Below are 24,852 nucleotides of genomic sequence, written 5' to 3'. Positions count from 1 at the left end.
CCTCGCCCAGCGGGACGTCGCCGGCCCCTGTGGCAGCATCGCCGCTGTGCCGGACCGCGTGCCCCACCCCGCCGCGCGCGCATGATCGTCGTCCTGCTCGGCACGGGCGGGTCGGACGCGGCCCGGCAGCGGTTGCGGCGACAGCTGTCCTCGCTCCCCGACCGCGCCCGCGGGCGGGTACGCGACCTCGCTCACGCCGAGACGGACGGCACGCTCGCCGCTCTCGCGGGGCTGGCCCGCCGCGCGGACGAGAACGGCGAAGGCCTCGCGATCGTCCCGGACGATCTCGTCGTGGCCGACCGCCGCGTCGTCGACCTGCTCGACGACCCGCGCCCGGCCACCCGGCTGTTGATCACGCCCACCGGACGGTCGGACGTGGTGCACCGCGCCGGGGTCGTGACGTCCGCCGGCACGTGCCGGCATCCGCTGCCCGCCGCCTCGGACGCGGGCGTGCTGCTCGCGCTCGCCGCGTCGGACGCCGCCGCCGCGGCCGTGGCCTGGGACGCCGCCGCACGCCAGGTGCGCGTCCACGGCTGGGACGACCTGGAACCACTGTCCACCGCGGTGCTGGCCGTCGTGCGGGCCGGCGTACGCGTGCAGGCGGTGCCCGCCGGGCCGTTCGTCGCCGGGCGCGGACTCGACCCGCGCGCCGCTGCGGACGTCGACGAGGCGGACCTCGTCTGGCGCCAGGCCTCGCGCGGGGGCGACGGGGTCTGGTCGACGTTCGCGCTGCGGCCGGTGAGCCGCCGCGTCACCCGGTGGGCGGTGCGGACAGGTCGCACGCCGAACCAGGTGACCGTCACCGGGTTCCTCGTCGGGCTCGCCGCCGCGGCGCTGATCGCGACCGGCAGCCCGTCCGCCGTCGTCGCGGGAGCGCTGGTGCTGCAGGTGGCGCTGCTGCTCGACTGCGTCGACGGCGAGATCGCCCGCACCACCCGTCGCTACAGCCGCGTCGGCGCCTGGCTCGACCTGGTCACCGACCGCGTCAAGGAAGCGGCCGTGCTCGCCGCGATCGGCATCGCCGACCCGCGCCTGTGGCCGCTCGCGCTCACCGCACTGCTCGTGCAGCTGGTGCGGCACATGGCCGACTACGCGTTCGCCGACACCGTGCTCGCGCGGTGGCGCCGTCCCGAACCCGACCGGCGCCCGTTCGACGACACCGCGCCGTCGACCGCGACGTCGGCCGCTCCCGCGCCCCAGGACTGGGTCCGGCAGGCCGTCCACATGCAGATCGGCGAGCGGTGGCTGGTGCTCAGCCTGGGGTCGATCGTCGGGGCGCTCGCGGCCGTCCCCGCCGTGCCCGTGGTCGCCTACCTCGTCACGGTCGGCTTCGGGCTGGCGTGGGTGCTGCTCGGCTGGACCGTCCGCACCGTGCGGCACCCACGGCGTCGCGACCGGCTCGACCCGGCGGACGGCGCCCTCGTCGCCGCGCTGCGCGACGACGGACCGCTCGCGCGCGGTCGCGCCCGGCGTGCCGCGGCCTGGTTGCTCGCGCCGCTGGTGACCGCGGTCGAGGGCGCGGCGCTGCTGGTCGCCACCGACCGTCGCGCGCTGCCGGCGGCGTTCGCGTGGGCGTGCGCGGTCGCGTGGCACCGCTACGACATCGCCTACCGACTGCGCGGCGGACGTCCCCCGGTTCCGGTCGTCGTGCAACGGCTCGGCGGCGGCTGGGCGGTCCGCACGCTCGTGGTCGTGGCGGCCGGCCTCACCGACGTCAGCGCGCCCGTGCTCTGGATCGGTGCCGCGTGGCTCGCGCTGGTGTACGTGCCCGAGAGCCTGCCCCGCACCGCGACCCCGACCCGGAACCTCTCGATCCTGCGCAAGAAGCTCAGGCGGACGCTCGCCGTCCCCGTCACCCGCCTGCTGATGCGCCTGACCCGGGCGCGGCACGTCGCCCTGGTCGCCGGGCTGCCCGACACCGAGGAGAACTCGCTCGTCACTGCGGCGGTGCTCGCCGAGCGCTACCGGGGGGAGGTCGTGCTGGTCGCGAACGATCCGGCGGCCACCCGCACCGCCCTCGACCACGTGGCCGGCCGGCTCGGTCGCGACGCCGGCCGGGTGCGCGTGATCGCCAAGCGCGGCGCCTACCGGACGTTCGTCCGCGCAGAGCTCGTCGCGTACACGCACGGCCTCTACGACTCCCCCCGCCCCGCCGGACGCCGGCTGCACGTGAACCTGTGGCACGGCACCGGACCCAAGTGGAACGCCAACGCCAACTTCGCCCAGCGCATCGGCGCGCAGGCCCACGCCGCCTCGTCCCCGCTGTGGGGGCTGTCGGCGATCGAGGCGCTGAGCCTCGGGCCCGACACCCGCCTCGTCACCGGCAATCCGCGCCAGGACGTCGTCGCCGCGGCGGGCCCCCTGCCCGCCGACCTCGGCGGCCGTCCGCTCGTGCTGTGGCTGCCGACGTTCCGCACGTCCGAACGGGCCGGTCTGGTGGGACTGCGCGAGGGCAGGCCGATCGCCCCGGACGCGGTCGCCGCCTTCGCCGCCGCGGCCGAACGTCACGGCGTGACCCTCGTGGCCAAGCCGCACCGGCTCGACAGCGAGACGTTCGCCGGCGTCCGCACGCTCACCGACGCCGACCTCGCCGCCATGGGCGTGACCCTGTACGAACTGCTCGGCCACGCGGACGGTCTGATCTCGGACTACTCGAGCGTCTGGCTCGACGTGCTCGACCGTCCGACGTCGGTCGCGCTGTACGTGCCCGACCTCGACAGCTACCGTGCCGCCCGCGGCCTCAACCGACCGGACCTCGAGGTCGCCGCCGGTGGGTTGTTCGTCGACGCCGGCACCGCGGACGGGTTCTTCGCCGACGTCGCCGCCGGACGGGTGTGGCGGACGGACGCCCGCGCCCACTGCGTCGATCGCATCGAGTACGCGACCCCGGCCGGCTCGCGCGCGGACGCCCTGCTCGACGACCTCGCGCGGTTCGCCGCCGAGCGGGGTCACGACCTGCCGCTGACCTCGTCGTAGAGCGCCTCGAGCCGCGCGGTGCAGTCGCGGACGTCGAACTCGCGCAGCACCCGCTCCCGTCCGGCGGCGCCGAGCCGGGACGCGAGCGCGTCGTCGGTCAGCACCTGCTGCAGCCGCTGCCGCAGACCGGCGAGGTCCCCCTCGGGCGCGAGCAGTCCGGTGGTGCCGTCGACGACGGCGTCGACGACCCCGCCGTGGGCGTACGCGACGGACGGCAGGCCGGCCCGCGCCGCCTCGAGGAAGACCATGCCGAAACCCTCCGCGTCACCCGCGGGTGACGTGTGGGACGGCTGCGCGTACGCCGCGCTGCGGGCGAGCAGCTCCGCGACCTGGCGTGAGGTCTGCGGGCCGAGCACCTCGACCGGACCGTCGACGGCGGCGGCGCGGGCCGTGAGCTCGGCCCGCAACGGGCCGTCCCCGGCGATGCGCAGGGGATGCGCGGCACGCAGGTCGGCGGGCAGTCCGGCCCACGCCTCGAGCAGGTCGGGCACGCCCTTCTTGGGCACGAGCCGCCCGACGAAGGCGACCCCCCGCCGGGGACCGTCCGCCCGTGCGGTCAGCGACGTGTCGATGCCGATCGGCAGCACGCGGACGTCGGTCGCGCCGAGCGCGGTCATGCGGTCGGCGACGAACCGCGATACCGCCACGCGCGCTCCCGCCGCGGCGAAGGTGGCACGCAACCGGCGGCGGTACTCCCGTCCGACGACCCGACGTCGCGGCAGCAGGGTCACGTCGTAGCCGTGGCAGGTGACCACGAGCGGGATGCCGAGCGCGGCCGCGACGGGACGGGCGGCGATCGCGTCGAGACCGAAGTGCGCGTGGAGCACGCTCACCCCGCGCGAGCGCAGGAACGCGACGAGCCGGCGGCGCAACCCGAGCGAGCCGAGCGCCTCGATGCGCAGTTCGGAGGCCCGGGACGGCCCGAGCAGGGTGAGCTCGGCCGGCACCAGCGGCTGCGCGGTGCGGCGCAAGCCGATCCGGACGGGCTGCCACGACGACATCGCCGCGGCCTGGTCGCGGACGAACGTCTCGGACCCCGCCAGCCAGGTCGACCGCCAGACGGCGACCCGCCGGTCGGCTGGTTCGGGCGGGCCGATCAGTCGCCCGCCGGGTCGTAGTCGTCGGCCTCGACGTCCAGGTCGTCCGGGTCGAGGTAGACACCCATGTCGATCTCGAACTGCTTGATGACCTCGTCGATCGGGCCGTCGGCCTTCAGGCCGCCGCCCTCGAGGTACAGGCCGCGCTCGCAGAACTTCTTGAGGTTGCCGGCGCTGTGCGAGACGAGGAAGAGGGTCTGGCCCTCGCCGAGCAGCCATTCGATGCGCTTCATGCACTTCTTGCGGAACGCGGCGTCGCCGACGGCGAGCACCTCGTCGACGAGCATGATCGGCTCGCGCAGCCGCGAGACCACCGCGAAGCCGAGCCGCACCTTCATGCCGGACGAGAAGTGTTTGAACGGGGTGTCGAGGAAGTCGTGCACCTCCGCGAAGTCGACCATCTCGTCGAAGCTGTCGGCGATCTCCTCGCTGCTCATGCCGTGCAGGCCGGCGACCATCGAGATGTTCTCGCGCGCGGTGAGGTCGCCGACGAAACCGCCGGTGAGGGCGATGAGAGGGGCGACGCCGGCCTTGACCTCGACGGTGCCCTCGTCGGGCAGCAGGACGCCCGCGAGCATGCTCAGCAGCGTCGACTTGCCCTGCCCGTTGCGGCCGACGACGCCGATCGCCTCGCCACGGGCGATGTCGAAGCTGACGTGGCGGAACGGCCAGAACTCGTCCTTGCGGGTGCCGGTGTGGCCGCGGGTGAGCAGCTCGCGGACGCTGCGGTGACGCTTGCGGCCGCGCGAGAACTGGATGCCGACGTCGCGCAGCGAGATGACGTTCTCGCCCATGGCGGGGATGCCCTGGTCGGCGTAGGCGTCGACGAACGGCGCCTTCTCGGCCTCGGCGTCCGCCCCGTCGCGCGCGGGCCGGGCCAGCTTGGCGTCGGGCGCGCTGTGCCCGGTCTTGGCGCCGCCGGTGCCCTTCGTGAAGTCGATGTCCGTCACCGCTCAGATCTCCTTGAGCACGGGGCGTTCGAGCCGCAGGAACGTGTACATGCCGATGGCGAAGAGAACCACGCAGATGACCATGGAATGCCAGATGTAGCCCCACTTCAACTCTTCGGGGAAGAACGCCGCCCGCATGAGCGACAGCGGACCCACCAGCGGGTTGAAGCCGTAGATGACACCGATCTCGGGGTGGCTCTTGATGACGCCGTTGATGCCGTACAGGATCGGCGACAGGTAGAACATGATGCGCAGGACGATCGGCACCAGCCGCTCGCTGTCGCGGACCAGCACGTTCAGCGGCGCCAGCAGCAGGCACAGGCCGGTCAGCAGCATGAACATCAGCAGGAACGAGAGCGGCAGGAGCGCCAGGTTGATGTTCGGCGCCTTGCCGTACGCCAGCGCGAAGATCGCCACCACCGGGAACGCGAAGATGAACTCGACGAATTTCGAGGCGATGACGCGCAGGACCCACAGCTCGCGGGGCACGTTGGTCGACCGGACCATTGCCGACTCGGAGCGCAGGGCGCGCGAGCCGGACAGCACGCCGCCGTTGAACCAGCCCCAGGTGAGCTGCCCGATGACGATGAACAGGATGTACGGGTCCTCGCCGGGCGCCTTGCGGCCGAAGATCTGCACGACGATGAAGTAGTAGATGAGGCTCATCAACAGCGGCTCGAGGACGGTCCACAGGTAACCGAGCGCCGAGCCCGCGTAGCGGACCTTGAGGTCACGGCGGACCAGCAGCCCGAGAATGCGCCGGAACGCGATGACGCGCCGGGTGCGTTCGAGCGCGCTCGTGCGGCTCGAGGCCGACATGACCCCGCCGGCGTGCCCGCGGATCTTGACCGGTGTGGATGTCACGCGTTCCCCCGCTGCTCGAGGTGCCCGGCTCCGAGTGATCGGCCGAGCGATCGGTTGACCCGTTCGAGGTCCTCGACGGTGTCGATCTCGACCGCGTCGAGCTCGGACACGTCGAGCGCGGCGAACCGCACGCCGTCGCGCTCGATGGCCAGCTCGACGGCCCGCTCGAAGTAGTCCTGGTCGTCGACCTCGCCCAACCGGCGCACCAGCGCGGCCTTGTCGTGCGCGGCCACGTAGTTCACGCCGATCGCCTCACCGAGACCACCGACCACCGTCTTGGACAACTGCCGGATCCAACCTTCTCCGTCGACGGTGTACTTGACCTCTTCCTCCGCCACGCTCGCAGTGTTCACCGCGACGAAGGACTGGCCCTCACCGATTGCCGAAATCGTATGAGTCAGCAGTGAACCGTCGAAGACGACGTCTCCGTTCATCCACAGCACGCCGCCGTCGTTGGTCGCGCGCAGCGCCCGCAGCAGGCTCTGCGACGTGTTCGTCTCGTCGTAGGCCTCGTTGTAGACGAACACGGCATCGGGGTGCGCCTCGAGGATCATCTCGAGCTTGAACCCGACCACCACGTAGACCTGCGGATCGCCGAAGGCGTCGGCGATCCGGCGCAGTTGGTTGCCCAGGATCGTGGAGCCGTCGGCGAGCGGGGTGAGCGGTTTCGGGTGCGGACGGCCCAGGCGGGTGCCGCGGCCCGCGGCGAGGATCGCCACCTGCTGCCTCATGGCGCGACCTCCGCGACCGGGCGGCGCGGCGTGGTGGACCTCACGTCCCCGACGGTACGGACGATGGCGCGGGTCACCGCGCGACGCGCGGCGCGGGGGCGCGGTGGCCGCCGCCCGGGGCGGTATCGAGGCTTGCGCGACCCGGCGGGCTCGAGCGGCGCGGACGTCCGCCCAACCGGGCGCGCAGGGACAGCAGCGCGTCGGCGAGCACGCCGTGCAGGAACCCGCTGCCCCAGGACAGGTGCATCGTGACGATGACGACGGGGAACCACGCCGACGCACGCGGCGACAGGCCCTCGCGGCTGGCGATCGCACCACCCAGGACCACGGCCGCGTACCCGGCGGGCACGGCGGCCGCGACGGTGGACAGAGCGCGGCTGCGCGGCCAGCGGGTGTTGCCGGCGAGCACGGCGCCGGCCGCCGCGATGGCGGCCGTGGCACCGGGCGCGGCGAGATAGCGCGCGCTCGCGGTGTCGGGGTAGGCGTGGATGATCTGCCAGCGCCAGCGTCCGGAACCGTGGAACTGCCGCACCAGCCGGCGGATGTCCGGACGGGGCCGGTACCGCACCTTCAGTCGCGGGTCGAACCACACGGTCTGGTCCAGGCCGCGGATGCGGTGGTTGAGCTCCCAGTCCTGGGCGCGGGCGAAGTTCTCGTCGAAACCGCCGGTCTTGTCGAGGACGTCCCGGGTGAACACGCCCAGGTAGACGGTCTCGACCGGCCCCGGCTTGCCGCCGGTGTGGAACGGCACCGAGCCCAACCCGATGCGGCGGCTCATCGCGCGGGCCACGGCGCTCTCGAACGGCGTCGTCCCCTCGGGGATCATCATGCCGCCGACGTTGGCGGCGCCGGTCCGTTGCATGACCTCGACGGCGATGCGGACGTAGCTGCGCGGCAGCTGCGCGTGTCCGTCGGTACGGACGACGACCTCGGTGTCGGGACCGACGGCGGCGATGGCGAGGTTGAGCCCGACCGGGGTGCGGCCGGTGGGGTTGTCGACGACCTGCATGCGCGGCGCGTGCTCGGCGGCCAGCCGGTCGGCGATCGCCCGGGTCGCGTCCTTCGACGGGCCCACGGCGAGCACGAGGTCGAGCGGGCCGGCGTAGTCCTGCGCGAAGACGCTGGCGACCGCCTCGGCGAGGTGCTCCTCCTCCTCGAGGGCGGTCATGATGACCGTGACGACCGGCGGCGGCGCGCCGTGCGCGGACGGCTCGTCGTCGTGGTCGGGCAGGGGCATCTCTCGAATCTAGCCGTCCGGACCGCCCCGACCCGCCGTCGAAGGGGCCGCGGAGGCGGCTGGCTCACAGTTGTTGTCCGTCCGTGACCTGGCCGGGATCACGTCACGCAGGGCCGCCGGGCGGACGGGGTAGGACCAGGCCGTGCACTTCGCGTTCGACTTCGAGCCCCGTTACGCCCGCGCCGCCCGGCTGTTCGGGGTGACGCCGGATCGGGCCGGTATCGAGGTGGCCCACGGCCGACTGGACGCCAGGTTCGGGCCGTGGCGCGTGACGACACTGCTGGACAACGTCGTCGGCGTCCGGGTGACGGGTCCGTACCTGTTCGTGAAGACGGCCGGCCCGGCCCGGCTCGGCATCACCGACCGCGGCCTGACGTTCGCGACGAACCACCGGACGGGGGTCGAGCTCACCTTCGCCGAGCCGATCACGGGCATCGACCCGCTCGGCGTGGTCAGGCACCCGAACCTGACCCTCACGCCGACCGACGTCGAGGGGCTCGTCGCGGCGCTGCGTCCGCGGTAGTGCGCAGTGGTGCACCGTGCCCCGGAGACGACGACGGCCCTGCGGGATCCGCAGGGCCGTTGTGGTGTGAGTGGGCAAGGGGGGAGTTGAACCCCCACGTCCTTTCGGACACACGGACCTGAACCGTGCGCGTCTGCCATTCCGCCACTTGCCCGGGCTCGCGTCGGTGATCGTGAGGACACGACCGGGTGGCGCGATTGGCAGCCGCCACGTTAGCACGCGTCCCGAGCCCGAAAACCGGGTCGCTTCAGGCGTGCCCGATAGACTCGTGCCCGCTCACGTCGCCAGGCGTGCAGTGTCGCGCGCCCGCAAGCGCCCGTCCGAGACCAGCGCACGTCCGTGAAGGGAGCCGCCGTGAGTTTGGCGCAGCGTTTCGAACGCCGCCTCGAAGGACTCGTCGGCGGTGCGTTCGCCCGGGTGTTCAAGGGCCAGGTCGAGCCGGTCGAGATCGGCACCGCACTGCAGCGCGAGGCCAGCGACAAGCGCAACGTGATGCCCAACGGCCGCGTCCTGTCGCCCAACCGCTACCGGGTGACGCTCTCGCCGTCCGACCACGAGCGGTTGATCCCGTGGGAGAACCAGCTCACGACGTCGCTGGCCGAGCTCGTCCAGGAGTACCTCGACGAGAACCGCTGGGAGACGATCGGCGACATCGAGGTCTATCTGGCCCGCGACGACGAGTTGCACACGGGCGTCTTCGGGGTCGCCTCGCGGATGGAGAACGACGCCCCGCCGCGGCGCCGTCCGCACGACTCGCTGTCGATGCCGATCGTGCCCGGCGCCGCCCCCGGCGACTATCCCGAGTACCCCGGCCACGCCCAGCAGCCCGCGCCCGTGTCGTCGCCGCCGGCGCCGAACGGCGGCGCGCCCTACGCGCCGCCGCCGTTCCCCGCTCCCGAGCCCAGCTTCGCCGTGCCGGCTGCCGGCCCGTACGCGCCCGGTCCCGGCTACGCGCCGCCCGGGTACGAGCCGGCCCCGCCGAACCCCTACGACCAGCCGGGCTACGGGCAGCAGCAGCCCGGGTACGGCCAGCCGTACGCCCCGCCCGGGTACGGCCAGCCGCCGGGCCCGCCGCCGCAGCGCCAGGCCGCGGCGATGCTCATCGTCGACCAGAGCAACCGGCGCTTCGACCTGCGCAACGGCAGCAACGTCATCGGTCGCGGCACCGACAGCGACCTGCAGCTGCTCGACCAGGGCATCTCGCGCCGGCACGTCGACATCCAGTACGACGGCAACTTCGCGACCGCCTACGACCTCGGGTCGACGAACGGCACCACCGTCAACGGTCACGAGATCAGCAGCCAGCTGCTGCGGCACGGCGACGTGATCCGGGTGGGGCACACGCGCATCGTGTTCCACCAGGAACGGACCTGAGCCGCCCGTGAACTCGGCTCTCGCGCTGCAGCTGTTCCGCTTCGGCTTCCTGGTGCTGCTGTGGCTGTTCGTGTTCCTGTGCATCAGGGTCATCCGCTCCGACCTGCGCTCGAGCGGTCAGGCCCGGGTCGCGACACCGCCGCCGGCCCGCCGCCGCGGCAAGGGCGCGTCCGCACCGCGCACCGCACCCGGTCAGCCCACGCACCTGCTGGTCACCGAGGGCGGCCTAACGGGCACCCGTATCGGGCTCACCGGCGCGCCCGTCCTCATCGGCCGGGCCAACGACTCGACGCTCGTCCTCGAGGACGACTACGCCAGCACGCGGCACGCCCGCATCAGCCTGCAGGACGGGCTGTGGGTCGTCGAGGACCTCGGTTCGACGAACGGCACGTACCTCGGCCAGCGCAAGCTGGACGGCCCCGTGGCGATGGAGCCGGGGACGCCGTTGCGCATCGGCAAGACGGTGCTGGAGTTGCGGTAGTCCATGGCCCTCTACCTCCGCTACGCGGTGCGCTCGGACCTCGGGCTCGTCAGGACGAACAACGAGGACTCCGTGTACGCCGGCCCGCGCCTGCTCGCGATCGCCGACGGCATGGGTGGGCACGCCGCGGGCGAGGTGGCGAGCAAGATCGTCATCGGCACGATGGAGCCGCTCGACGAGGACCGCCGCATCGACGACCTCATGGGCATGCTGCGCGAGGCCGTCGTCGCGGCGAACCACGGCATCGCCGAAGCGGTGCAGGAGAAGAGCGAGCTCGAGGGCATGGGCACGACGCTCACCGCCCTGCGCTTCGTCGGCAACCAGGTCGGGCTGGCGCACGTCGGCGACTCGCGCGCGTACCTGCTGCGCAACGACTCGCTGACCCAGATCACCCACGACGACACGTACGTCCAGTTCCTGGTCGACAGCGGCAAGATCTCGGCCGAGGAGGCCAAGGACCACCCGCGCAAGTCGGTCATCCTCAAGGCGCTGCTCGGTTCCGACGTCGAGCCGGACGTGTCCATCCGCGAGGCCCGGCACAACGACCGCTACCTGCTCTGCTCGGACGGGCTGTCGGACGTCGTGTCGACCGAGACCATCCTCGACACGCTGCGCATCCCCGACCCGCAGGACGCCGCGGACCGCCTGGTCGAGCTCGCCCTGCGCGGCGGCGGCCCCGACAACGTCACGGTCATCGTCGCCGACGTCATCAACGCCAGGCTCGGCGACGTCATCGACGACGTCCCGGTCGTCTCCGGAGCCTTCGTCGACCCCGGCGCAGTCGACGGCCAGGCCGACAGCGCCGCCGAGCGGGCCGCGCAGATCACCCGCAGCAAGGCGGCCGAGAACGCGCCGCCGCCGCCGGCCGAGACCCCCCGGCGACGGCGCATCCGCTGGCGCGGCCTGCTGATCAGCGCGCTCGCCTTCCTGCTCGTCGCCGGCGGTCTCGCCGGCACGTACGCCTGGACGCAGACGCAGTACTTCGTCGGCGCCGAGGGCAAGGACAGCGAGGTCTACGTCTTCCGGGGCGTCAACACCGAGTTCGGGCCGCTGAAGTTCTTCAGCGTCTACCAGAACACCGGTTTCAAGATCACCGACCTGGTGCCGTCCGTGCGCGACCAGGTGCTCAGCGGCATCACCGCCGACAGTCTCGGCGAGGCGCGACGCATCGCGGACAACATCGAGAAGAACAACCTGCTGCCGCCGTGCTCGTCGCAGCGCCCCAGCAGCACTCCCGGCCCGACCGGCGCGAACCCGACCGGCTCGACCCCCACGGGCGCGACCCCGACGGGGACCGCCCCGACGGGGGCGACCTCGTCGCGGCGGACGGAGAGCCGCTCCAGCGGGGCGCAGTCGGCGGCGCCGTCGGCCAAGCGCTCGACCGGGACCGCGACGACCTCCACGGCGCCGACCGGCACCGGGCGCTCGTCGTCGCGTCCCGCTGCCCCGTCGACGGAGTCGGCGGGCATCCCGTCCGCCACCGGCACGACCACCGGGTCGCCGGGTGCCTCGGGCAGCCCGACGGCGTCCGATGCCGTCCCCACGCCGAAGCGCGGGGAGACGTGCCGATGACCGCCTCCGGCCTCAACCCGATGCAGCGCATCCCGACTCGGCGCAACGTCGAGATCGTCATGCTGGTCTTCGCGGTGCTCATCGTCGTGATGGCCGAGGTGGCGGTCGAGGCCGCGCGTGACGGCAAGCTGCAGCCCTCGCGCCTCGCGACCTACGCGGCCGTGCCGCTGGTGCTGGGCGCCATCACCCACCTGCTCATCCGCCGCTTCGCGAAGTACGCCGACCCGCTGATGCTCCCCGTCGTCGTGCTGCTCAACGGCCTGGGCCTGGTGATGATCCATCGCCTGGACCTGGGCGAGAAGCAGCAGGACCCGAACTTCCCGAACCAGGCACCCAAGCAGGTCGTGTGGATCGCGCTGGGCCTGGCGCTGTTCGTCGTCGTGCTGCTCGTGGTCCGCGACCACCGGGTGCTGCAGCGCTACGCCTACACCCTGGCTCTCATCGGCTTGTTCTTCCTGATGCTGCCGGTCGTCCTGCCGGCGAAGTTCAGCGAGATCCCCGAGGCTCCCGGCGCGCGCATCTGGATCCGGTTGGCGGGCTTCCAGATCCAGCCGGGCGAATTCGCCAAGATCCTGCTGACGATCTTCGCCGCCTCGTACCTCGTGCAGAAACGCGACGTCCTGGCGCTGGCCGGGCGCAAGGTGCTCGGCCTGACCCTGCCCCGCGCACGCGACCTCGGGCCGCTCCTGGTCGCATGGCTGTTGTGCATCGGCGTGCTCGTGCGCGGAAGCGACCTCGGCACGTCGTTGCTCTTCTTCGGCCTGTTCGTCGTGCTGATCTACGTCGCCACCGAGCGCGCCAGCTGGGCGATCATCGGCATCGTGTTGTTCGCGGGCGGCGCGTACATCGCCTACCAGATCTTCAGCAAGGTCCAGGAGCGGGTCAGCGTCTGGTTGCACCCGTTCTCCGACGTCACCGTGTCGCCCGGGTACGACCCGACCTTCCAGTTGCGGCAATCGCTGTTCGGTCTGGGCACGGGCGGCATCTTCGGCACGGGCCTGGGCAGCGGGCACCCGGAACTCGTGCCCCTGCCGGCCACCGACTTCATCATCTCCTCGTTCGGCGAGGAGACCGGCATCTTCGGCCTCGGCGCCATCCTGACGCTGTACGGCGTCCTGGTCGCCCGCGGTTTCGCCGCCGGCCTCGGTGTGCGGGACGGGTTCGGGAAGCTCCTCGCCTGTGGCCTGTCCTGGCTGTTCGCGTTCCAGATCTTCGTCGTAGTCGCGGGTGTCACGCGCCTGCTCCCGGCGACGGGCCTCACCACGCCGTTCCTGTCCTACGGCGGGTCGTCGATGCTCGGCAGCTGGGCGATCCTCGCGTTGCTGGTGAGGGTGTCCGACGCGGCCCGGCGCCCGTTGACGACCCCACCCAGCGCATCGCCGCCCGAGGGCCACACGGCCGGGCAGGAGGCGGTGCGAGCGTGACCCCGTCCGTCCGCATCGCCGCGCCGACACTTCACGACCGAGCGGGGATCCCACGATGAACAAGCCCATGCGCAAGGTCGCGATCGCGTTCGGGGTGCTGTTCCTCGCCCTGTTCGTGAACCTCAACGTGGTGCAGGTCTTCCAGGGCGACCGCTACCGCGACGACCCCGACAACCGCCGGGTGCTGCTCAACGAGTACTCCAACCCGCGCGGTCAGATCGTCGTCGGCGGCAACGCCGTCGCGACATCGGTCAAGACGAAGGACGAGCTGAAGTACCTGCGCCGTTACCCGCAGGGCCCGGTCTACGCGCCGGTGACGGGCTTCTACTCCTACATCTACGGCAAGACCGGCATCGAGAACTACGAGAACAGCATCCTGACCGGCGACGATCCGTCGCTGTTCGGCTCGAACCTCGCCGACCTGCTGACCGGCCGCGACCCCAAGGGCGGCACCATCGAGCTCACGCTCAACGGCCCGGCGCAGCAGGCGGCCTACCGGGCCATGGGCAACCGGCGCGGCGCCGTCGTCGCGCTCGACCCGAAGACCGGCGCGATCCTCGCGATGGTCTCGACGCCGTCGTGGGACCCGAACAAGCTGGCGAGCCACACCGCGAAGACCCAGACGGACGCGTATGCCCAGTACAACAAGGGTTCCGTGCCCGCGTTCATCAACCGCACGATCAAGCAGGTCTATCCGGCCGGTTCGATGTTCAAGATCATCGACGTCGCGGCCGCGCTCACCGACGACGACAAGCTGACGCCCGAGACGCGCCTGTCGTCGCCGAACTCGTACTGGCCGCTCGACAAGACCCGCAAGAGCGCGTGTCCCGCGAACGGCGAGGGGGCGTGCGTCGAGAACTTCGAGGGCGAGACGTGCGACAACGGGACGACCGCCACGCTGGCGCTGGCACTGGCGAAGTCGTGCAACACCACGTTCGCCAAGCTCGTGTCCGAGGATCTCGGCGGACGCAAGCTGGCCGACCAGGCGCAGAAGTTCGGCCTCGACGCGCCCTACTCCGGCGACGAGCCGGGAGACCTCTGCACGCCCAGCAAGTACCAGATCCCGCTGCCGGTGTGCCATTCGACACCGGGCAGCGAGACCGACCTGCGCGACCCGGCCGCCCTGTCGCAGACGGCCATCGGCCAGCGCGACGTGTCCGTCACGCCGCTGCAGGCGGCGATGTGGTCGGCGGGCGTGGCCAACAACGGCACGATGATGAAGCCGTACCTGGTGAAGCGCGAGCTGCGTCCCGACCTGTCGGTGCTGAGCACGACGTCGTCGCAGCAGGAGAGCCAGCTGCTCGACAGCGACAAGAACGCCTACCTGCAGCAGATGATGATCGGCGTCGTCGACAACCCGAAGGGGACCGGCGGACCTGCGGCCATCACCGACCTGCAGGGGGTGAAGGTGGGCGGCAAGACCGGTACCGCCGACCACGGGTCCCGTGACCCGCAGACCGGCAAGTTCCCGCCACCGCACGCGTGGTTCACCGGGTTCGCGCTGGCGAACGGCGACCCCAAGATCGCGGTGGCCGTCATCATCGAGGACGGCGGCGTGAGCGGCAACGAGACCACCGGTGGCCTGGCCGCCGCGCCCGTGGCGAAGCGGGTCATGGAGGCCTACCTGCGCTCGATCGGGGTGAACTGATCGTGCCGACGACGGCGACGACCACCACCAGCACCATGACGACAGCGACGACAGCGACGACAGTGAGGTTTCCGGCATGACGCAGCCGCGATTCGTCGGCGGCCGTTACGAGCTCGGGGAGCTCATCGGCTACGGCGGCATGGCCGAGGTGCACCGCGGCCAGGACACGCGCCTCAACCGCGAGGTGGCCATCAAGGTGCTGCGCGCCGATCTGGCGCGTGACCCGTCCTTCCTCACCCGGTTCCGCCGCGAGGCGCACTCGGCGGCGGGACTGAACCACCCGTCCATCGTCGCGATCTACGACACCGGCGAGGACACCGCGCCCGACGGCACCGCCATCCCCTTCATCGTCATGGAGTACGTGAAGGGTCGGACGCTGCGCGAGGTGCTGCGCACCGAGGGACGGCTGCCCGGTCCCCGCGCGATGGAGATCACCGCCGACATCTGCGCGGCGCTCGAATTCAGTCACCGCAACGGCATCGTGCACCGCGACATCAAGCCCGCCAACGTGATGATCACCAACGCCGGCGCGGTCAAGGTGATGGACTTCGGCATCGCTCGCGCTGTCGCCGACACGTCCGCGACCGTCACGCAGACCGCGAACGTCATCGGCACCGCCCAGTACCTCTCGCCGGAGCAGGCGCGCGGCGAGCAGGTCGACGCCCGCTCGGACGTGTACTCCACCGGCTGCCTGCTGTACGAGCTCGTGTGCGGGGTGCCGCCGTTCCAGGGCGACTCGCCGGTGGCGGTCGCGTATCAGCACGTGCGCGAGAACCCGGTCATGCCGTCGGCGCGCAACGCCGACATCCCGCGCGCCATCGACTCGATCGTCATGAAGGCGCTCGCGAAGAACCCCTTCAACCGCTACCAGTCGGCCGGCGACATGCGCGCCGATCTGCAGCGCGCGCTGGCCAACCAGCCGGTCACGGCCGAGGCCGTCATGACCGACGACGAGCGCACGCAGTTCATCGCGCGCGCGCCCGCACCGGTCCCGGTGGCCGGACGGCGCGACTACGACGACGAGGACGAGGACCACACGCGCCGCAACGCGGTCATCTGGGTCGCCGTCGTGCTCGCGCTGCTGCTCGTCATCGGCGGCGGCGTGTACCTGTTCTCGCAGAGCGGTGGCGGCGGCGACGACAAGAAGATGGTCGCGCTCGAGTCGGTGATCGGGCAGACGCCACAGGCGGCGCGCGACGCGTTGCGGCAACAGAAGCTGCAGGCGCGGCAGGGCCCCAACACCGGCGGCGACTGCACCGACGAGAACGGCCAGAAGATCACCGTCAGCGAGGGCAACGTCTGCACCACCAGCCCGGCCCCGGGCACCTCCGTCGAGGAGGGCTCGGTCGTCACCTACCGCCTCTACCAGCAGCAGCTGGTGCCCGTGCCCTACGTCGTCGACAAGCAGTACTCGGCCGCGGTCAACGAACTCGGCAAGTACGGGCTGCTCGCCAAGAAGAAGGGTGTCTTCAACACCAAGCCGGCGGGCACCGTGCTCGACCAGAGCGTCACCGCCTACAAGCAGCTCAAGCCGGGCTCGACCGTGACCCTCACCGTCTCCAACGGCCTGGTGAAGCTGCCCAACCTCGTCGGCAAGACCGAGGACGAGGCGAAGAACGCCATTCCGGACGACTTCCAGGACGTCCGCACGATCCCCCGCATCACCCGCGACCGCGGGCAGGACGGCAAGGTCTTCCAGCAGTCGCCGAAGGCGGGCGGCTACCCGGCGAAGACGCAGATCACCCTCTACGTCTACCGCTACCGGGCGCCGGAACCGACCTGCAACCCGTCGGCGCCGCCGTCGACGCCCGCGTCCGGAGCGCCGACGTCACCGTCGTCGCCGTCGTCGGACGGCCCGGTGAACACCCTGCCGCCGTGCAACACCGGCTCGAGCGCGCCGTCGGGAGCGCCGTCGAGCTGACCCGGTCAGCGCGGCGGCCGCGCCGGTTCGTCGAGCGGCAGCACCACGGTCGCGAGCAGGCCGGGGCGGCCGTCGGCGCGGTCGCCGAGCCGGACCCGTCCGCCGTGGTTGTTCACGATGTCGCGCACGATCGGCAGGCCCAGGCCGGTGCCGCCGCTCTCGCGTGAGCGTGACTCCTGCACGCGGTAGAAGCGGTCGAACACCCGCTCGCGCTCGGCCGCCGGGATGCCCGGGCCGTCGTCGGTGACGGTGAGGACGGCGACCCGCTTGCCGTTGCGCCGTTGTGCCGACAGGTCCACCTGCACGCCGGTCGCGGCGTAGCGGACGGCGTTGTTGACGAGGTTGATGACGACGCGGCGCAGGGCGTCGGTGTCGCCGAGCACGGTGACGTCGGCGCTCGTCGCGGTGACCGGCACGCGCGACTGCGTGTATCCCGCGGCCACCGAGTCGACCAGCTCGCCGAGCGCGACGGGTTCGCGGGTCCTGGTGCCGGTCTCGTCGAGGCGGGCGAGGGCGAGCAGGTCCTGCACCAGCCGGTCGAGGCGGTCGACGTCGACCATGACGTCGTCGATGAGGCCCGACCAGTCGTCGGCCGGGCCGAGGCGTTGCCCCACCTCGAGCTGCACCCGGATGGACGCGATGGGCGAGCGCAGCTCGTGAGCCGCGTCGCCGACGAAGGTGCGCTGCCGGCTGGTCGCGGAGTCGATGCGGTCGAGCATCGCGTTCAGGGTCACGGCGAGGCGGTGGATCTCGTCCTGCGCGCCCGCGACCGGCAGCCGCTGTTCGGACAACCCCGCCGCGGTGATGTCGTCGGCCCCGTGCCGCAGCGCGGCCACCCGGCGCAGCGTGAGCGCCACGACCCCGTAGGTCGCGGCGGCCATCAGCAGCACCGCGAGCGGACCGCCGATCAGTGCTGCGCGCGTGAGCACGCGCAGGCTCTCGTCGACCCGGCTGACGTCGGTGAACACCACGACGGTGCGGCTCTCGACATTGCGCGCGATCACGCGATATCGCGGCGCCGACGTCGAGTCGCTGGTGCTGAACTCGATGCGGTCGCCCGCGCGCACCTGGTCGAGCTGCGACTTGCTCAGCAGGGAGACCGTCTGGTCGGTGCCGGGGGACGCGGCCAGCACCGCGTCGTTGCGGTCGAGCACCTGCAGGGCCGCGATGCCGCCCGTGGTGGGATACACGACCCGCGGCAGGTCCTGGCCGCCCAGGCGGACCTGGCGCGCGATGTCGCGCGCGGTCTGGTCGGCGTTCGAGTCGAGCACCCGGGTCAGGGCGTAGCTCTGCAGCACCAGCAGCAGGATCGCGCCGGTGGCGACGGCGAACGTGAACAGGGCCGTCGCCAGCAGGGTCAGTCGGGCCCGCAGCGACTGGCGCGCCCACCAGCGACGCGGCCACCGCGTCAGCCGGGCGACCACGGCGCGCGGTCGGGACAACTCAGTTCTCGGCGGTCAACCGGTAGCCGGCGCCTCGCACCGTCTGCAGGCTCTGCCGTTCGAACGGGACGTCGATCTTGCGGCGCAGGTAGCCGACGTAGACCTCGACCACGTTCGCATCGCCGTCGTAGTTCGCGTCCCACACGTGGTGCAGGATGTCCGCCTTGCTCACGGCGTCACCCGCCCGTCGCATGAGGAACTCGAGCAACGAGAACTCGCGGGGGGTCAGCTCGATGGCGGTCTCGCCCCGGTGCACGGTGTGCGCGGCCGGGTCGAGCACCAGGTCGCTGACCGTGAGCGACGCCGGTCGCGGCTGCACGCCGCGCCGCAGCAGTGCCCGGATGCGCGCCAGCAGGACGACGAACGAGAACGGCTTGGTGAGGTAGTCGTCGGCGCCGAGGTCGAGGGCGTCCGCCTCGTCGTACTCGCCGTCCTTGGCGGTGAGCATGAGGATCGGGACCCAGTTCTCCGCCGCGCGCAGTCGCTCGATGATCCGGTAGCCCGACAGCTCGGGGACCATGATGTCGAGGATGACGGCGTCGTAGGCGGACTCCTGCGCCAGGTGCAACCCGTCCGGCCCGGTGTGGGCGACGTCGACGGTGAAGCCCTCCGCTCCCAGGCCGCGCTGCAGGGCGGACGCAAGGCGAACCTCGTCCTCGACGATCAGCAAGCGCACGGCGAGCCTCCTGTGGATCCGGTGATCACGGCGTCCGGACAGCCCCGCCGCCGGTGTGAGAATGCCAGGGTGAGCCTGCCGCAGTCCGGGGATACCTCAGCCCCGACACAGCGCGACGCAAGCACCCTCGACCCGGTGAACGTACCGCCCCTCCTGCAGCGACACCCTTCGCTGCGCTGGCTCGCCCCGCTCGCCGTCCTCGGCGTCGCCGGGCTGGCGGCCACCGGGGTGTTCCGCGCCCAGGCCACGGCGGACGACCTGCCGGGCACCACGCCGAAGGCGCTGATCGCCGCGGTGCAGGCGCCCGAGGCCACCGGATTCTCCGGCACCGTCGTCTCGCGCCTCTCGCTCGGCCTGCCCGACCTGCCCATGCTCGACACCGGCGGCTCCGGCTCGTCGGCGCTGTCGCTGCTCAGCGGGTCGCACACGCTGCAGGTCTGGTACGGCGGTCCCGAACAGCAGCGCATCGCGCTGCTCGGCGCCACCGACGAGACCGATCTCTTCCGTTCCGGACGCCAGGTGTGGCAGTGGACCAGCGCCGACCGCACGGCCGTGCACGCGGTCCTGCCGGACCGTCCGCAGGAACGGACGCGGCCGGCCGTGCCGCTGCCGAGTTCGCCCGCGTCGATGACGCCGACCGGGCTCGCCCGTGACCTGCTGCGCAATCTCGACCCCACGACGGCGGTGACGGTCAAGGACAACCGTCGCGTCGCCAACCGCAGTGCCTACGAACTGGTGCTGCGCCCGCGCACGGCCGCCACCCGCGTCGGGGCGGTGCACATCATGGTCGACGGGCGCACGAAGGTGCCGCTCGGCGTCGAGGTCTACCCCCGCGGTTCGGGCACCCCCGCCGTCGACGTCGCCTTCACCAGCATCCGGTTCCAGCGTCCGCCGAGCACCTACTTCTCGTTCACGCCGCCGTCGGGCGCGACGGTGCGCGAGGCCGAACCCGGCTCGCTGCGCGGGGCGCTCCCGCGCCTGCGCACCACCGCCCCGGCCGGCGGGCCGTCCGGCCGCCCGAGGGTGACGTCCTCGGGCTCCGGCTGGACGACCGTGCTGCGGGTCGACTCCGGCGCCACCGGCGCGACCCGTGCCCTCGCGAGGAGCGGCTTCCGTGACGCGTTCACGCGGGTGTCGGGCACGTGGGGCAAGGGACGGTTGCTGACGTCCGACCTGCTCAGCGTCCTGGTCACCGATTCCGGACGCGTGCTGATCGGCGCCGTCGATCCGCAGTCGCTGTTCGCGGCCGCCCGCTGAGGCCCAGGTGGCCGCTGCGCCCGGCACCGTCGACGTCACCGCCCCGCCCGCCGCGATCACGACGTCCGGTCTGACCAAGCGGTACGGCTCGGCCACCGTCGTCGACGGCATCGACCTGGCCGTCCCCACCGGCAGCGTCTACGGCTTCCTCGGCCCCAACGGGTCGGGCAAGACGACGACGATCCGCATGCTGCTCGGGTTGGTGCACCCGACGGCGGGACACCACAGGTTGCTCGGCGCCGACTTTGCGCGGCACGGCGCGAAAGCGCTCGAACGGGTCGGGTCGCTCATCGAGGGGCCCGCGTTCCACCCCTACCTGAGCGGGCGGGCCAACCTCGCCCGCCTCGACGCCGCGGCGCGCACGGCCGACGGCCGCACCGCCCGCACCCGTGTCGGCGAGGCACTCGAGCGGGTCGGACTCACGTCGGCGGCGGGCAAGCGGTACCGCAACTACTCGCTCGGCATGCGGCAGCGGCTGGGCATCGCCGGGGCGCTGCTGCGTCCGCGCGACCTGCTCGTGCTCGACGAGCCGACCAACGGCCTCGACCCGCAGGGCACCCGCGAGGTCCGCACGCTCGTCGGCGAGCTCGCCCGCGACGGCGTCACCGTCTTCCTCTCCTCCCACCTGCTCAGCGAGATCGAGCAGACCTGCGACCGTATCGGCGTGATGAGCGCCGGACGCCTCGTCTGGCAGGGCGCCCTCGACGAGCTGCGCGCCGCGCAGGCGCCCGTGGTGGTCGTCGAGACGGCCGATGCCGGCGCCGCCGCCGAGGTGCTGCGCCGCGCGGCACTCGCCGACGTCACCGTCGACGGCGTCCGCGTCACGGGCCTGCTCGGCGACGCCGTCCCCGAGCGGCTCGTCGCCGACCTGGTCGCCGCCGGCGTCGGAGTCCGCGGCTTCGCGCTGCAGCGTCCCGGCCTCGAGGAGCAGTTCGTGCACCTGACCGGGAGCGGCTTCGATGTCTCCGGTTAGGGTCCCGGGCCGCTTCCTGCGCTCGGAGCTGGCGTTGGTGTTCGGCCGCCGCCGCAACCACGTGCTGCTGGCCGTCCTCGCGCTCGTGCCCGTGCTGATCTCGGTGTCGGTGCGCGCGAGCGGACGCTCGGGTCGCGGCGGGTCGATCTTCGGCGGCATCACCGAGAACGGGTTGTTCGCCGCCCTGGCGTCCTTCCTCGTGTCCGGCCCGCTCTTCCTGCCGCTGGTCGTCGCGGTCGTGGCGGGTGACGCGATCGCGGGTGAGGCGCACACCGGCACGCTGCGCTACCTGCTCGCGGTGCCGGTGGGCCGCACCCGGTTGCTGGCGGTGAAGTTCGCCGCGATCGCCGCATGGTGCCTGGCCGCGGTGGCCGTCGTCGCGCTTCTCGGGGTGCTCTCGGGACTCGTGCTGTTCCCGTCCGGCGAGCTCACGCTGCTGTCCGGACGGACCATCTCGTACGCCGAGGGCCTGGGACGGCTCGTTCTCGTCTGCATCTACGTCGCGGCGGGTGTGCTCATGGTGGGTGCCCTCGGACTCTTCGTCTCGACCATGACCGAGGTGCCGATCGCCGCCATCGCCGCGACGCTGACCCTGACCATCGCGAGCCAGGTGGTCGACCAGGTGCCGCAGCTGTCGTCGATCCACGGCTGGCTGCCCACGCACTACTGGCTGCGCTGGGTCGACCTGCTGCGCGAGCCCGTCACGACCGACGGCATGGCCACCGGCCTGCTCGTGTCGGGGGGCTACGTCGCCCTGTTCGCCGCCGCGGCCTGGGCGCGCTTCGGCGGCAAGGACGTCACGAGCTGATCGGACGGTCCAGCGAGTGGTACTGCTCGTTGGGCTGCTGGCCGGTCGCCATCGCCATGCGGTTGGTGAAGTTGTACATCGACGCGATCTCGGCCACGTCCCAGATCTCGTGGTCGCTCAACCCGACGTCACGCAGCGTGTGGAGGTCCGCCTCGGACATCTCGTGCGGACGCGCGGTGAGCTTCTCGGCGTAGGCACAGATGGCCCGGCGCCGGTCGTCGAGGTCGGCGTGACGCCAGTTGACCGCCACGTGGTCGGCGAGCACCGCCGCCTCGGCCGTGCCCCCGAGCGCGACCCGCAGCGCGTGACCGTGCGAGACGATGCAGTAGGTGCAGCGGTTCCACGCGCTGACGACCACCGCGATCAGCTCCCGGTCGGCGGCGTCGAGATGCTCGGTGGGCTCGTGCAGCAGCTTGTAGTGCCCGAACCACGCCGACAGCCGCTCGGGCCGGTAGGAGAACGCGCGGAACACGTTCGGGACGAACCCGATGGTCTCGCGGGCCTTGGCGAACAGGCCCTGCAACCGCTCGGGCAGCTCGGACTCGTCGGGGACGGGGAAGAACCATGTGGCACGCGCCATGTGCGCCACCGTACGTGGCGGCTTTCCGCGGGTGCGGGCCTGCCGTTGCGCTTTCCGGACGATCGGACGGGTGCCGCTGTCACGTCCGGCAGCTAGTCTCACGCCGTGGACGGCAACGGGGTGGCGCAGGGGCGGTCGTCCGCCCCCGGCGAGGCGCAGGCGGACGCCGCGCTCGCCACGCTGCTCCCGCCGCTGGTGCACGAGGCGAGCGTCGCGGTGCTCGTCGTCGACCTGACCCGCCGCGAGGTCACGTTCGCCAACGACCTCGCCCGTCAGCTCGCCCCGAACCGCGACCTGCCCATGACGGTCGACGAGTGGTCCCAGGCCGCCGGCCTGGAGGACGTCACCGGCGCCGACCTGCCCGAGGGGCCCGGCGAGTCGACGTCGCCGGCCGAATCCCTGCTGCGGGTCGCCCAGGGCACGCCGGTGACGGGCGAGGCCATCACCGCCATGCGGGCCACGGCCGCCACCGACGCCCGTGAGGCGCTGTGGGTGCTCGGCCTGCCCCTCGAGGGCGCGCCCGGTGCACTCGCCTCCCTGGCGCTCGTCGTGTTCCTGCCCGCCCGCAACGCCAACCTGATCGCCGGGGTCCAGGAGTCGGCGGTGACGTTGCGCGACCGCGCTGTCGACGCCACCCGCATGTCGTTCACGATCACCGACCCCACCCAGCCCGACAACCCGCTGGTGTGGGTCAACCCCGCCTTCACCGAGACCACCGGCTACACCTTCGAGGAGGCCGTCGGGCACAACTGCCGCTTCCTGCAGGGCGAGCACACCGACGGCACCGTCGTCGCGATGATCCGCGAGAGCCTCGAGGCCGAGAAGGCGTGCACGACGACGCTGCTGAACTACCGCAAGGACGGCCGGACGTTCTGGAACGAGCTGTCCATCTCCCCGGTGAAGGACGCGTCGGGCACGGTGACCCACTTCGTGGGCGTCCAGGCGGACGTGACCGCCCGCGTCGACGCCCAGCAGGCCCGGGACGACGCGCTGTCGCAGGTCGCGCACGCCGCCGACCGGCTCGCGCTGCTCGCCGACTTCACGTCGCGCATGGCCATGAGCCAACAGCCGCAGCACATCCTGCAGCTGCTGGCCGACGTGCTCGTCCCGCGGGTGGGCACGTGGTGCGCGCTCTACACGCTCGACCCGACCGGACGTCCGACCCGTCCGCACGTCCTGCACGAACGCATGGAGACCGATCCCGAGGTGGCCGACCGGGTCGCGGCGCTGCAGGCGGCGCTGCCCGACCAGCTGGTCGACGACAGTCCGCTGTGGCGGGTGATCGACGGCCGGGTGCGCGACGTGCTCATCCCCGAGTACGGCGAGGCGACGGTCGACGCGACGGGCACGACCGAAGGCCCCGTGGCCGAGCTGGTGCGCGACCTGGGCATCCGCAGCCTCGTCGTCGTGCCGCTGCTCGCGCGCACCGGAATCCTGGGGGCGGTGACGCTGGTCGGCGACGCCGACCGGCCGCCGCTCGGCGAGGCCGACCTGGCGCTGGTGCAGGACCTCGCCGTCCGCGCCGGTCTGATGCTGGAGAACACGCAACTGTTCGCCCGCGAGCGCGCGGCCGCCGCGACCCTGCAGCGCAGCCTGTTGCCGCGCCTGCCCGTCATCGACGGGTTCACCTTCGCGGCCGAGTACGTGCCCGCCGCCGACCAGGCCGCCGTCGGCGGTGACTGGTACGACGTCTTCGCGCTGCGGGGCGACCACGGGGTCGCCGTCGTGGTCGGCGACGTCATGGGCCACGACATCGACTCCGCCGCCCGCATGGGCAAGCTGAGCACGATCGTCCGCTCCTACGGCTGGCCGGGCAGCGACCCGAACGTGGTGCTGACGGCGGTCGACGAGCTGCTCGAGGGCTCCGATCTCGAGTTCCTCGCCACCTGCATCTACGCCACGGTGGTCCGCGACGAGCAGGGCGCGACCCTGCGCTACTCCAGCGCCGGCCACCCCCCGGCGATCGTCCGCGACCCGGACGGTGTCGTGTCGGTCGTGCGCGGGGGCCGCGGCCCGATGCTCGGCGTCTCGCAACTGCTGGACCGCTCGGCCCGTCCGGCCGACGCGGTCGTGTCGCTGCCGCGCGGAAGCATCCTGATCTGTTTCACCGACGGGCTCACCGACGGCTTCGGTGACGAGCCCGACCTCGACGAGGGCCTCGCCGAGATCTGCCGGCTCACCGCCGAGCTGCCCCTCGACGCCGGCCCGCGCCGCATCATCGACACGCTCACCAAGGGCGCGGTCCGCCATCTCGACGACGTCGCCGTCGTCGCGATGCGCATCGACTGACGCGTCTGCGCCCCCGAACGGTGCGATCG

Annotated in this window: 20 protein-coding genes and 1 tRNA gene; 12 read left to right on the top strand and 9 right to left on the bottom strand. The window is 72.3% G+C overall.

The features are described from left to right. Positions 1-81: 81 nt before the first annotated feature. Entirely contained in the window at positions 82-2,976 is a 2,895-nt protein-coding gene (locus tag ACYVP9_RS11670) for a CDP-glycerol glycerophosphotransferase family protein (protein ID WP_460604981.1), read from the top strand. On the opposite strand, the gene ACYVP9_RS11665 is transcribed toward ACYVP9_RS11670, so the two are convergent. The 5 genes from ACYVP9_RS11665 to ACYVP9_RS11645 all read right to left on the bottom strand — a co-directional run bounded on the left by ACYVP9_RS11665 (position 2,949) and on the right by ACYVP9_RS11645 (position 7,855). Then, positions 2,949-3,977 (bottom strand): glycosyltransferase family protein, encoded by a 1,029-nt coding sequence (locus tag ACYVP9_RS11665; RefSeq protein WP_460604978.1) that lies wholly within the window; start codon positions 3,975-3,977, stop codon positions 2,949-2,951. The two genes, ACYVP9_RS11670 and ACYVP9_RS11665, sit on opposite strands and share 28 nt — an antisense overlap. 95 nt (positions 3,978-4,072) lie before the next feature. After that, positions 4,073-5,023, bottom strand: a complete 951-nt coding sequence (locus ACYVP9_RS11660) for an ABC transporter ATP-binding protein (RefSeq protein WP_460604977.1) — start codon at positions 5,021-5,023, stop codon at positions 4,073-4,075. Positions 5,024-5,026: 3 nt separating this feature from the next. Continuing rightward, positions 5,027-5,887, bottom strand: a complete 861-nt coding sequence (locus tag ACYVP9_RS11655; RefSeq protein ID WP_460604974.1) for an ABC transporter permease — start codon at positions 5,885-5,887, stop codon at positions 5,027-5,029. Further along, positions 5,884-6,618 (bottom strand): phosphocholine cytidylyltransferase family protein, encoded by a 735-nt coding sequence (locus tag ACYVP9_RS11650; RefSeq protein WP_460604973.1) that lies wholly within the window; start codon positions 6,616-6,618, stop codon positions 5,884-5,886. The genes ACYVP9_RS11655 and ACYVP9_RS11650 overlap by 4 nt, the downstream gene beginning before the upstream one ends. Before the next feature lie 73 nt (positions 6,619-6,691). Further along, on the bottom strand, positions 6,692-7,855 hold the full coding sequence (locus ACYVP9_RS11645; protein WP_460604970.1) for a glycosyltransferase family protein: 1,164 nt from the start codon (positions 7,853-7,855) through the stop codon (positions 6,692-6,694). A 142-nt stretch (positions 7,856-7,997) separates the two neighbouring features. On the opposite strand from ACYVP9_RS11645, the gene ACYVP9_RS11640 reads away from it, so the two are divergent. Beyond that, positions 7,998-8,378, top strand: coding sequence for a hypothetical protein (locus ACYVP9_RS11640; protein ID WP_460604969.1), 381 nt, complete (start codon positions 7,998-8,000; stop codon positions 8,376-8,378). A gap of 71 nt (positions 8,379-8,449) precedes the next feature. Here ACYVP9_RS11640 and ACYVP9_RS11635 read toward each other — a convergent pair. Beyond that, a tRNA-Leu gene (locus tag ACYVP9_RS11635) sits at positions 8,450-8,532 on the bottom strand. A 200-nt stretch (positions 8,533-8,732) separates the two neighbouring features. Here ACYVP9_RS11635 and ACYVP9_RS11630 point away from each other — a divergent pair. The 6 genes from ACYVP9_RS11630 to pknB all read left to right on the top strand — a co-directional run bounded on the left by ACYVP9_RS11630 (position 8,733) and on the right by pknB (position 16,798). Further along, on the top strand, positions 8,733-9,752 hold the full coding sequence (locus tag ACYVP9_RS11630) for an FhaA domain-containing protein (RefSeq protein ID WP_460604967.1): 1,020 nt from the start codon (positions 8,733-8,735) through the stop codon (positions 9,750-9,752). Positions 9,753-9,759: 7 nt separating this feature from the next. After that, positions 9,760-10,233, top strand: a complete 474-nt coding sequence (locus ACYVP9_RS11625) for an FHA domain-containing protein (RefSeq protein WP_460604965.1) — start codon at positions 9,760-9,762, stop codon at positions 10,231-10,233. A gap of 3 nt (positions 10,234-10,236) precedes the next feature. Further along, on the top strand, positions 10,237-11,805 hold the full coding sequence (locus ACYVP9_RS11620) for a PP2C family protein-serine/threonine phosphatase (protein WP_460604964.1): 1,569 nt from the start codon (positions 10,237-10,239) through the stop codon (positions 11,803-11,805). Next, complete coding sequence (locus tag ACYVP9_RS11615) at positions 11,802-13,229, top strand: FtsW/RodA/SpoVE family cell cycle protein (RefSeq protein ID WP_460604963.1); 1,428 nt, start codon at positions 11,802-11,804, stop codon at positions 13,227-13,229. Before ACYVP9_RS11620 ends, ACYVP9_RS11615 begins: the two co-directional genes overlap by 4 nt. A gap of 55 nt (positions 13,230-13,284) precedes the next feature. Continuing rightward, complete coding sequence (locus tag ACYVP9_RS11610; protein ID WP_460604962.1) at positions 13,285-14,877, top strand: peptidoglycan D,D-transpeptidase FtsI family protein; 1,593 nt, start codon at positions 13,285-13,287, stop codon at positions 14,875-14,877. A 76-nt stretch (positions 14,878-14,953) separates the two neighbouring features. Beyond that, a complete protein-coding gene (pknB, locus tag ACYVP9_RS11605; protein WP_460604961.1) occupies positions 14,954-16,798 on the top strand; it encodes a Stk1 family PASTA domain-containing Ser/Thr kinase in 1,845 nt (614 codons plus the stop codon). A 5-nt stretch (positions 16,799-16,803) separates the two neighbouring features. Here the strand turns inward: pknB and ACYVP9_RS11600 are convergent, their stop codons facing one another. Both ACYVP9_RS11600 and ACYVP9_RS11595 read right to left on the bottom strand, forming a co-directional pair. After that, a complete protein-coding gene (locus tag ACYVP9_RS11600; protein WP_460604960.1) occupies positions 16,804-18,240 on the bottom strand; it encodes a sensor histidine kinase in 1,437 nt (478 codons plus the stop codon). Between the two features lies 1 nt (position 18,241). Then, on the bottom strand, positions 18,242-18,916 hold the full coding sequence (locus ACYVP9_RS11595) for a response regulator transcription factor (RefSeq protein ID WP_460604959.1): 675 nt from the start codon (positions 18,914-18,916) through the stop codon (positions 18,242-18,244). A 135-nt stretch (positions 18,917-19,051) separates the two neighbouring features. On the opposite strand from ACYVP9_RS11595, the gene ACYVP9_RS11590 reads away from it, so the two are divergent. From ACYVP9_RS11590 to ACYVP9_RS11580, 3 genes are read left to right on the top strand one after another with little or no spacing between them, the layout of a single operon-like run. Next, positions 19,052-20,173, top strand: a complete 1,122-nt coding sequence (locus ACYVP9_RS11590) for a LolA family protein (protein ID WP_460604958.1) — start codon at positions 19,052-19,054, stop codon at positions 20,171-20,173. Between the two features lie 7 nt (positions 20,174-20,180). Beyond that, positions 20,181-21,146 carry an ABC transporter ATP-binding protein gene (locus ACYVP9_RS11585; protein ID WP_460604957.1) on the top strand — a complete coding sequence of 322 codons (966 nt, stop codon included), beginning with the start codon at positions 20,181-20,183 and terminating at the stop codon, positions 21,144-21,146. Further along, the gene (locus ACYVP9_RS11580; RefSeq protein ID WP_460604956.1) at positions 21,133-21,954 is read left to right on the top strand and encodes an ABC transporter permease; all 822 of its coding nucleotides are present in this window, start codon (positions 21,133-21,135) and stop codon (positions 21,952-21,954) included. Before ACYVP9_RS11585 ends, ACYVP9_RS11580 begins: the two co-directional genes overlap by 14 nt. On the opposite strand, the gene ACYVP9_RS11575 is transcribed toward ACYVP9_RS11580, so the two are convergent. Beyond that, entirely contained in the window at positions 21,944-22,534 is a 591-nt protein-coding gene (locus ACYVP9_RS11575) for a peroxidase-related enzyme (RefSeq protein ID WP_460604955.1), read from the bottom strand. The genes ACYVP9_RS11580 and ACYVP9_RS11575 overlap by 11 nt on opposite strands. Before the next feature lie 105 nt (positions 22,535-22,639). Here ACYVP9_RS11575 and ACYVP9_RS11570 point away from each other — a divergent pair, with 105 nt between their 5' ends. Then, positions 22,640-24,823, top strand: a complete 2,184-nt coding sequence (locus ACYVP9_RS11570; protein ID WP_460604954.1) for a PP2C family protein-serine/threonine phosphatase — start codon at positions 22,640-22,642, stop codon at positions 24,821-24,823. Positions 24,824-24,852 lie beyond the last annotated feature (29 nt).

The sequence above is a fragment of the Jatrophihabitans fulvus genome (assembly GCF_054781375.1).
Note: the sequence above shows the minus strand (reverse complement) of the source record. Positions and strands in the feature narration are given on the sequence as shown.

Excerpts from the sequence above, each read along its gene's own strand:
- ACYVP9_RS11670 (WP_460604981.1), top strand. The coding sequence starts at position 82 with ATGATCGTCGTCCTGCTCGGCACGGGCGGGTCGGACGCGGCCCGGCAG.
- ACYVP9_RS11665 (WP_460604978.1), bottom strand. The coding sequence starts at position 3,977 with ATGTCGTCGTGGCAGCCCGTCCGGATCGGCTTGCGCCGCACCGCGCAG.
- ACYVP9_RS11650 (WP_460604973.1), bottom strand. The coding sequence starts at position 6,618 with ATGAGGCAGCAGGTGGCGATCCTCGCCGCGGGCCGCGGCACCCGCCTG.
- ACYVP9_RS11645 (WP_460604970.1), bottom strand. The coding sequence starts at position 7,855 with ATGCCCCTGCCCGACCACGACGACGAGCCGTCCGCGCACGGCGCGCCG.
- ACYVP9_RS11620 (WP_460604964.1), top strand. The coding sequence starts at position 10,237 with ATGGCCCTCTACCTCCGCTACGCGGTGCGCTCGGACCTCGGGCTCGTC.
- ACYVP9_RS11615 (WP_460604963.1), top strand. The coding sequence starts at position 11,802 with ATGACCGCCTCCGGCCTCAACCCGATGCAGCGCATCCCGACTCGGCGC.
- ACYVP9_RS11610 (WP_460604962.1), top strand. The coding sequence starts at position 13,285 with ATGAACAAGCCCATGCGCAAGGTCGCGATCGCGTTCGGGGTGCTGTTC.
- pknB (WP_460604961.1), top strand. The coding sequence starts at position 14,954 with ATGACGCAGCCGCGATTCGTCGGCGGCCGTTACGAGCTCGGGGAGCTC.
- ACYVP9_RS11580 (WP_460604956.1), top strand. The coding sequence starts at position 21,133 with ATGTCTCCGGTTAGGGTCCCGGGCCGCTTCCTGCGCTCGGAGCTGGCG.
- ACYVP9_RS11575 (WP_460604955.1), bottom strand. The coding sequence starts at position 22,534 with ATGGCGCGTGCCACATGGTTCTTCCCCGTCCCCGACGAGTCCGAGCTG.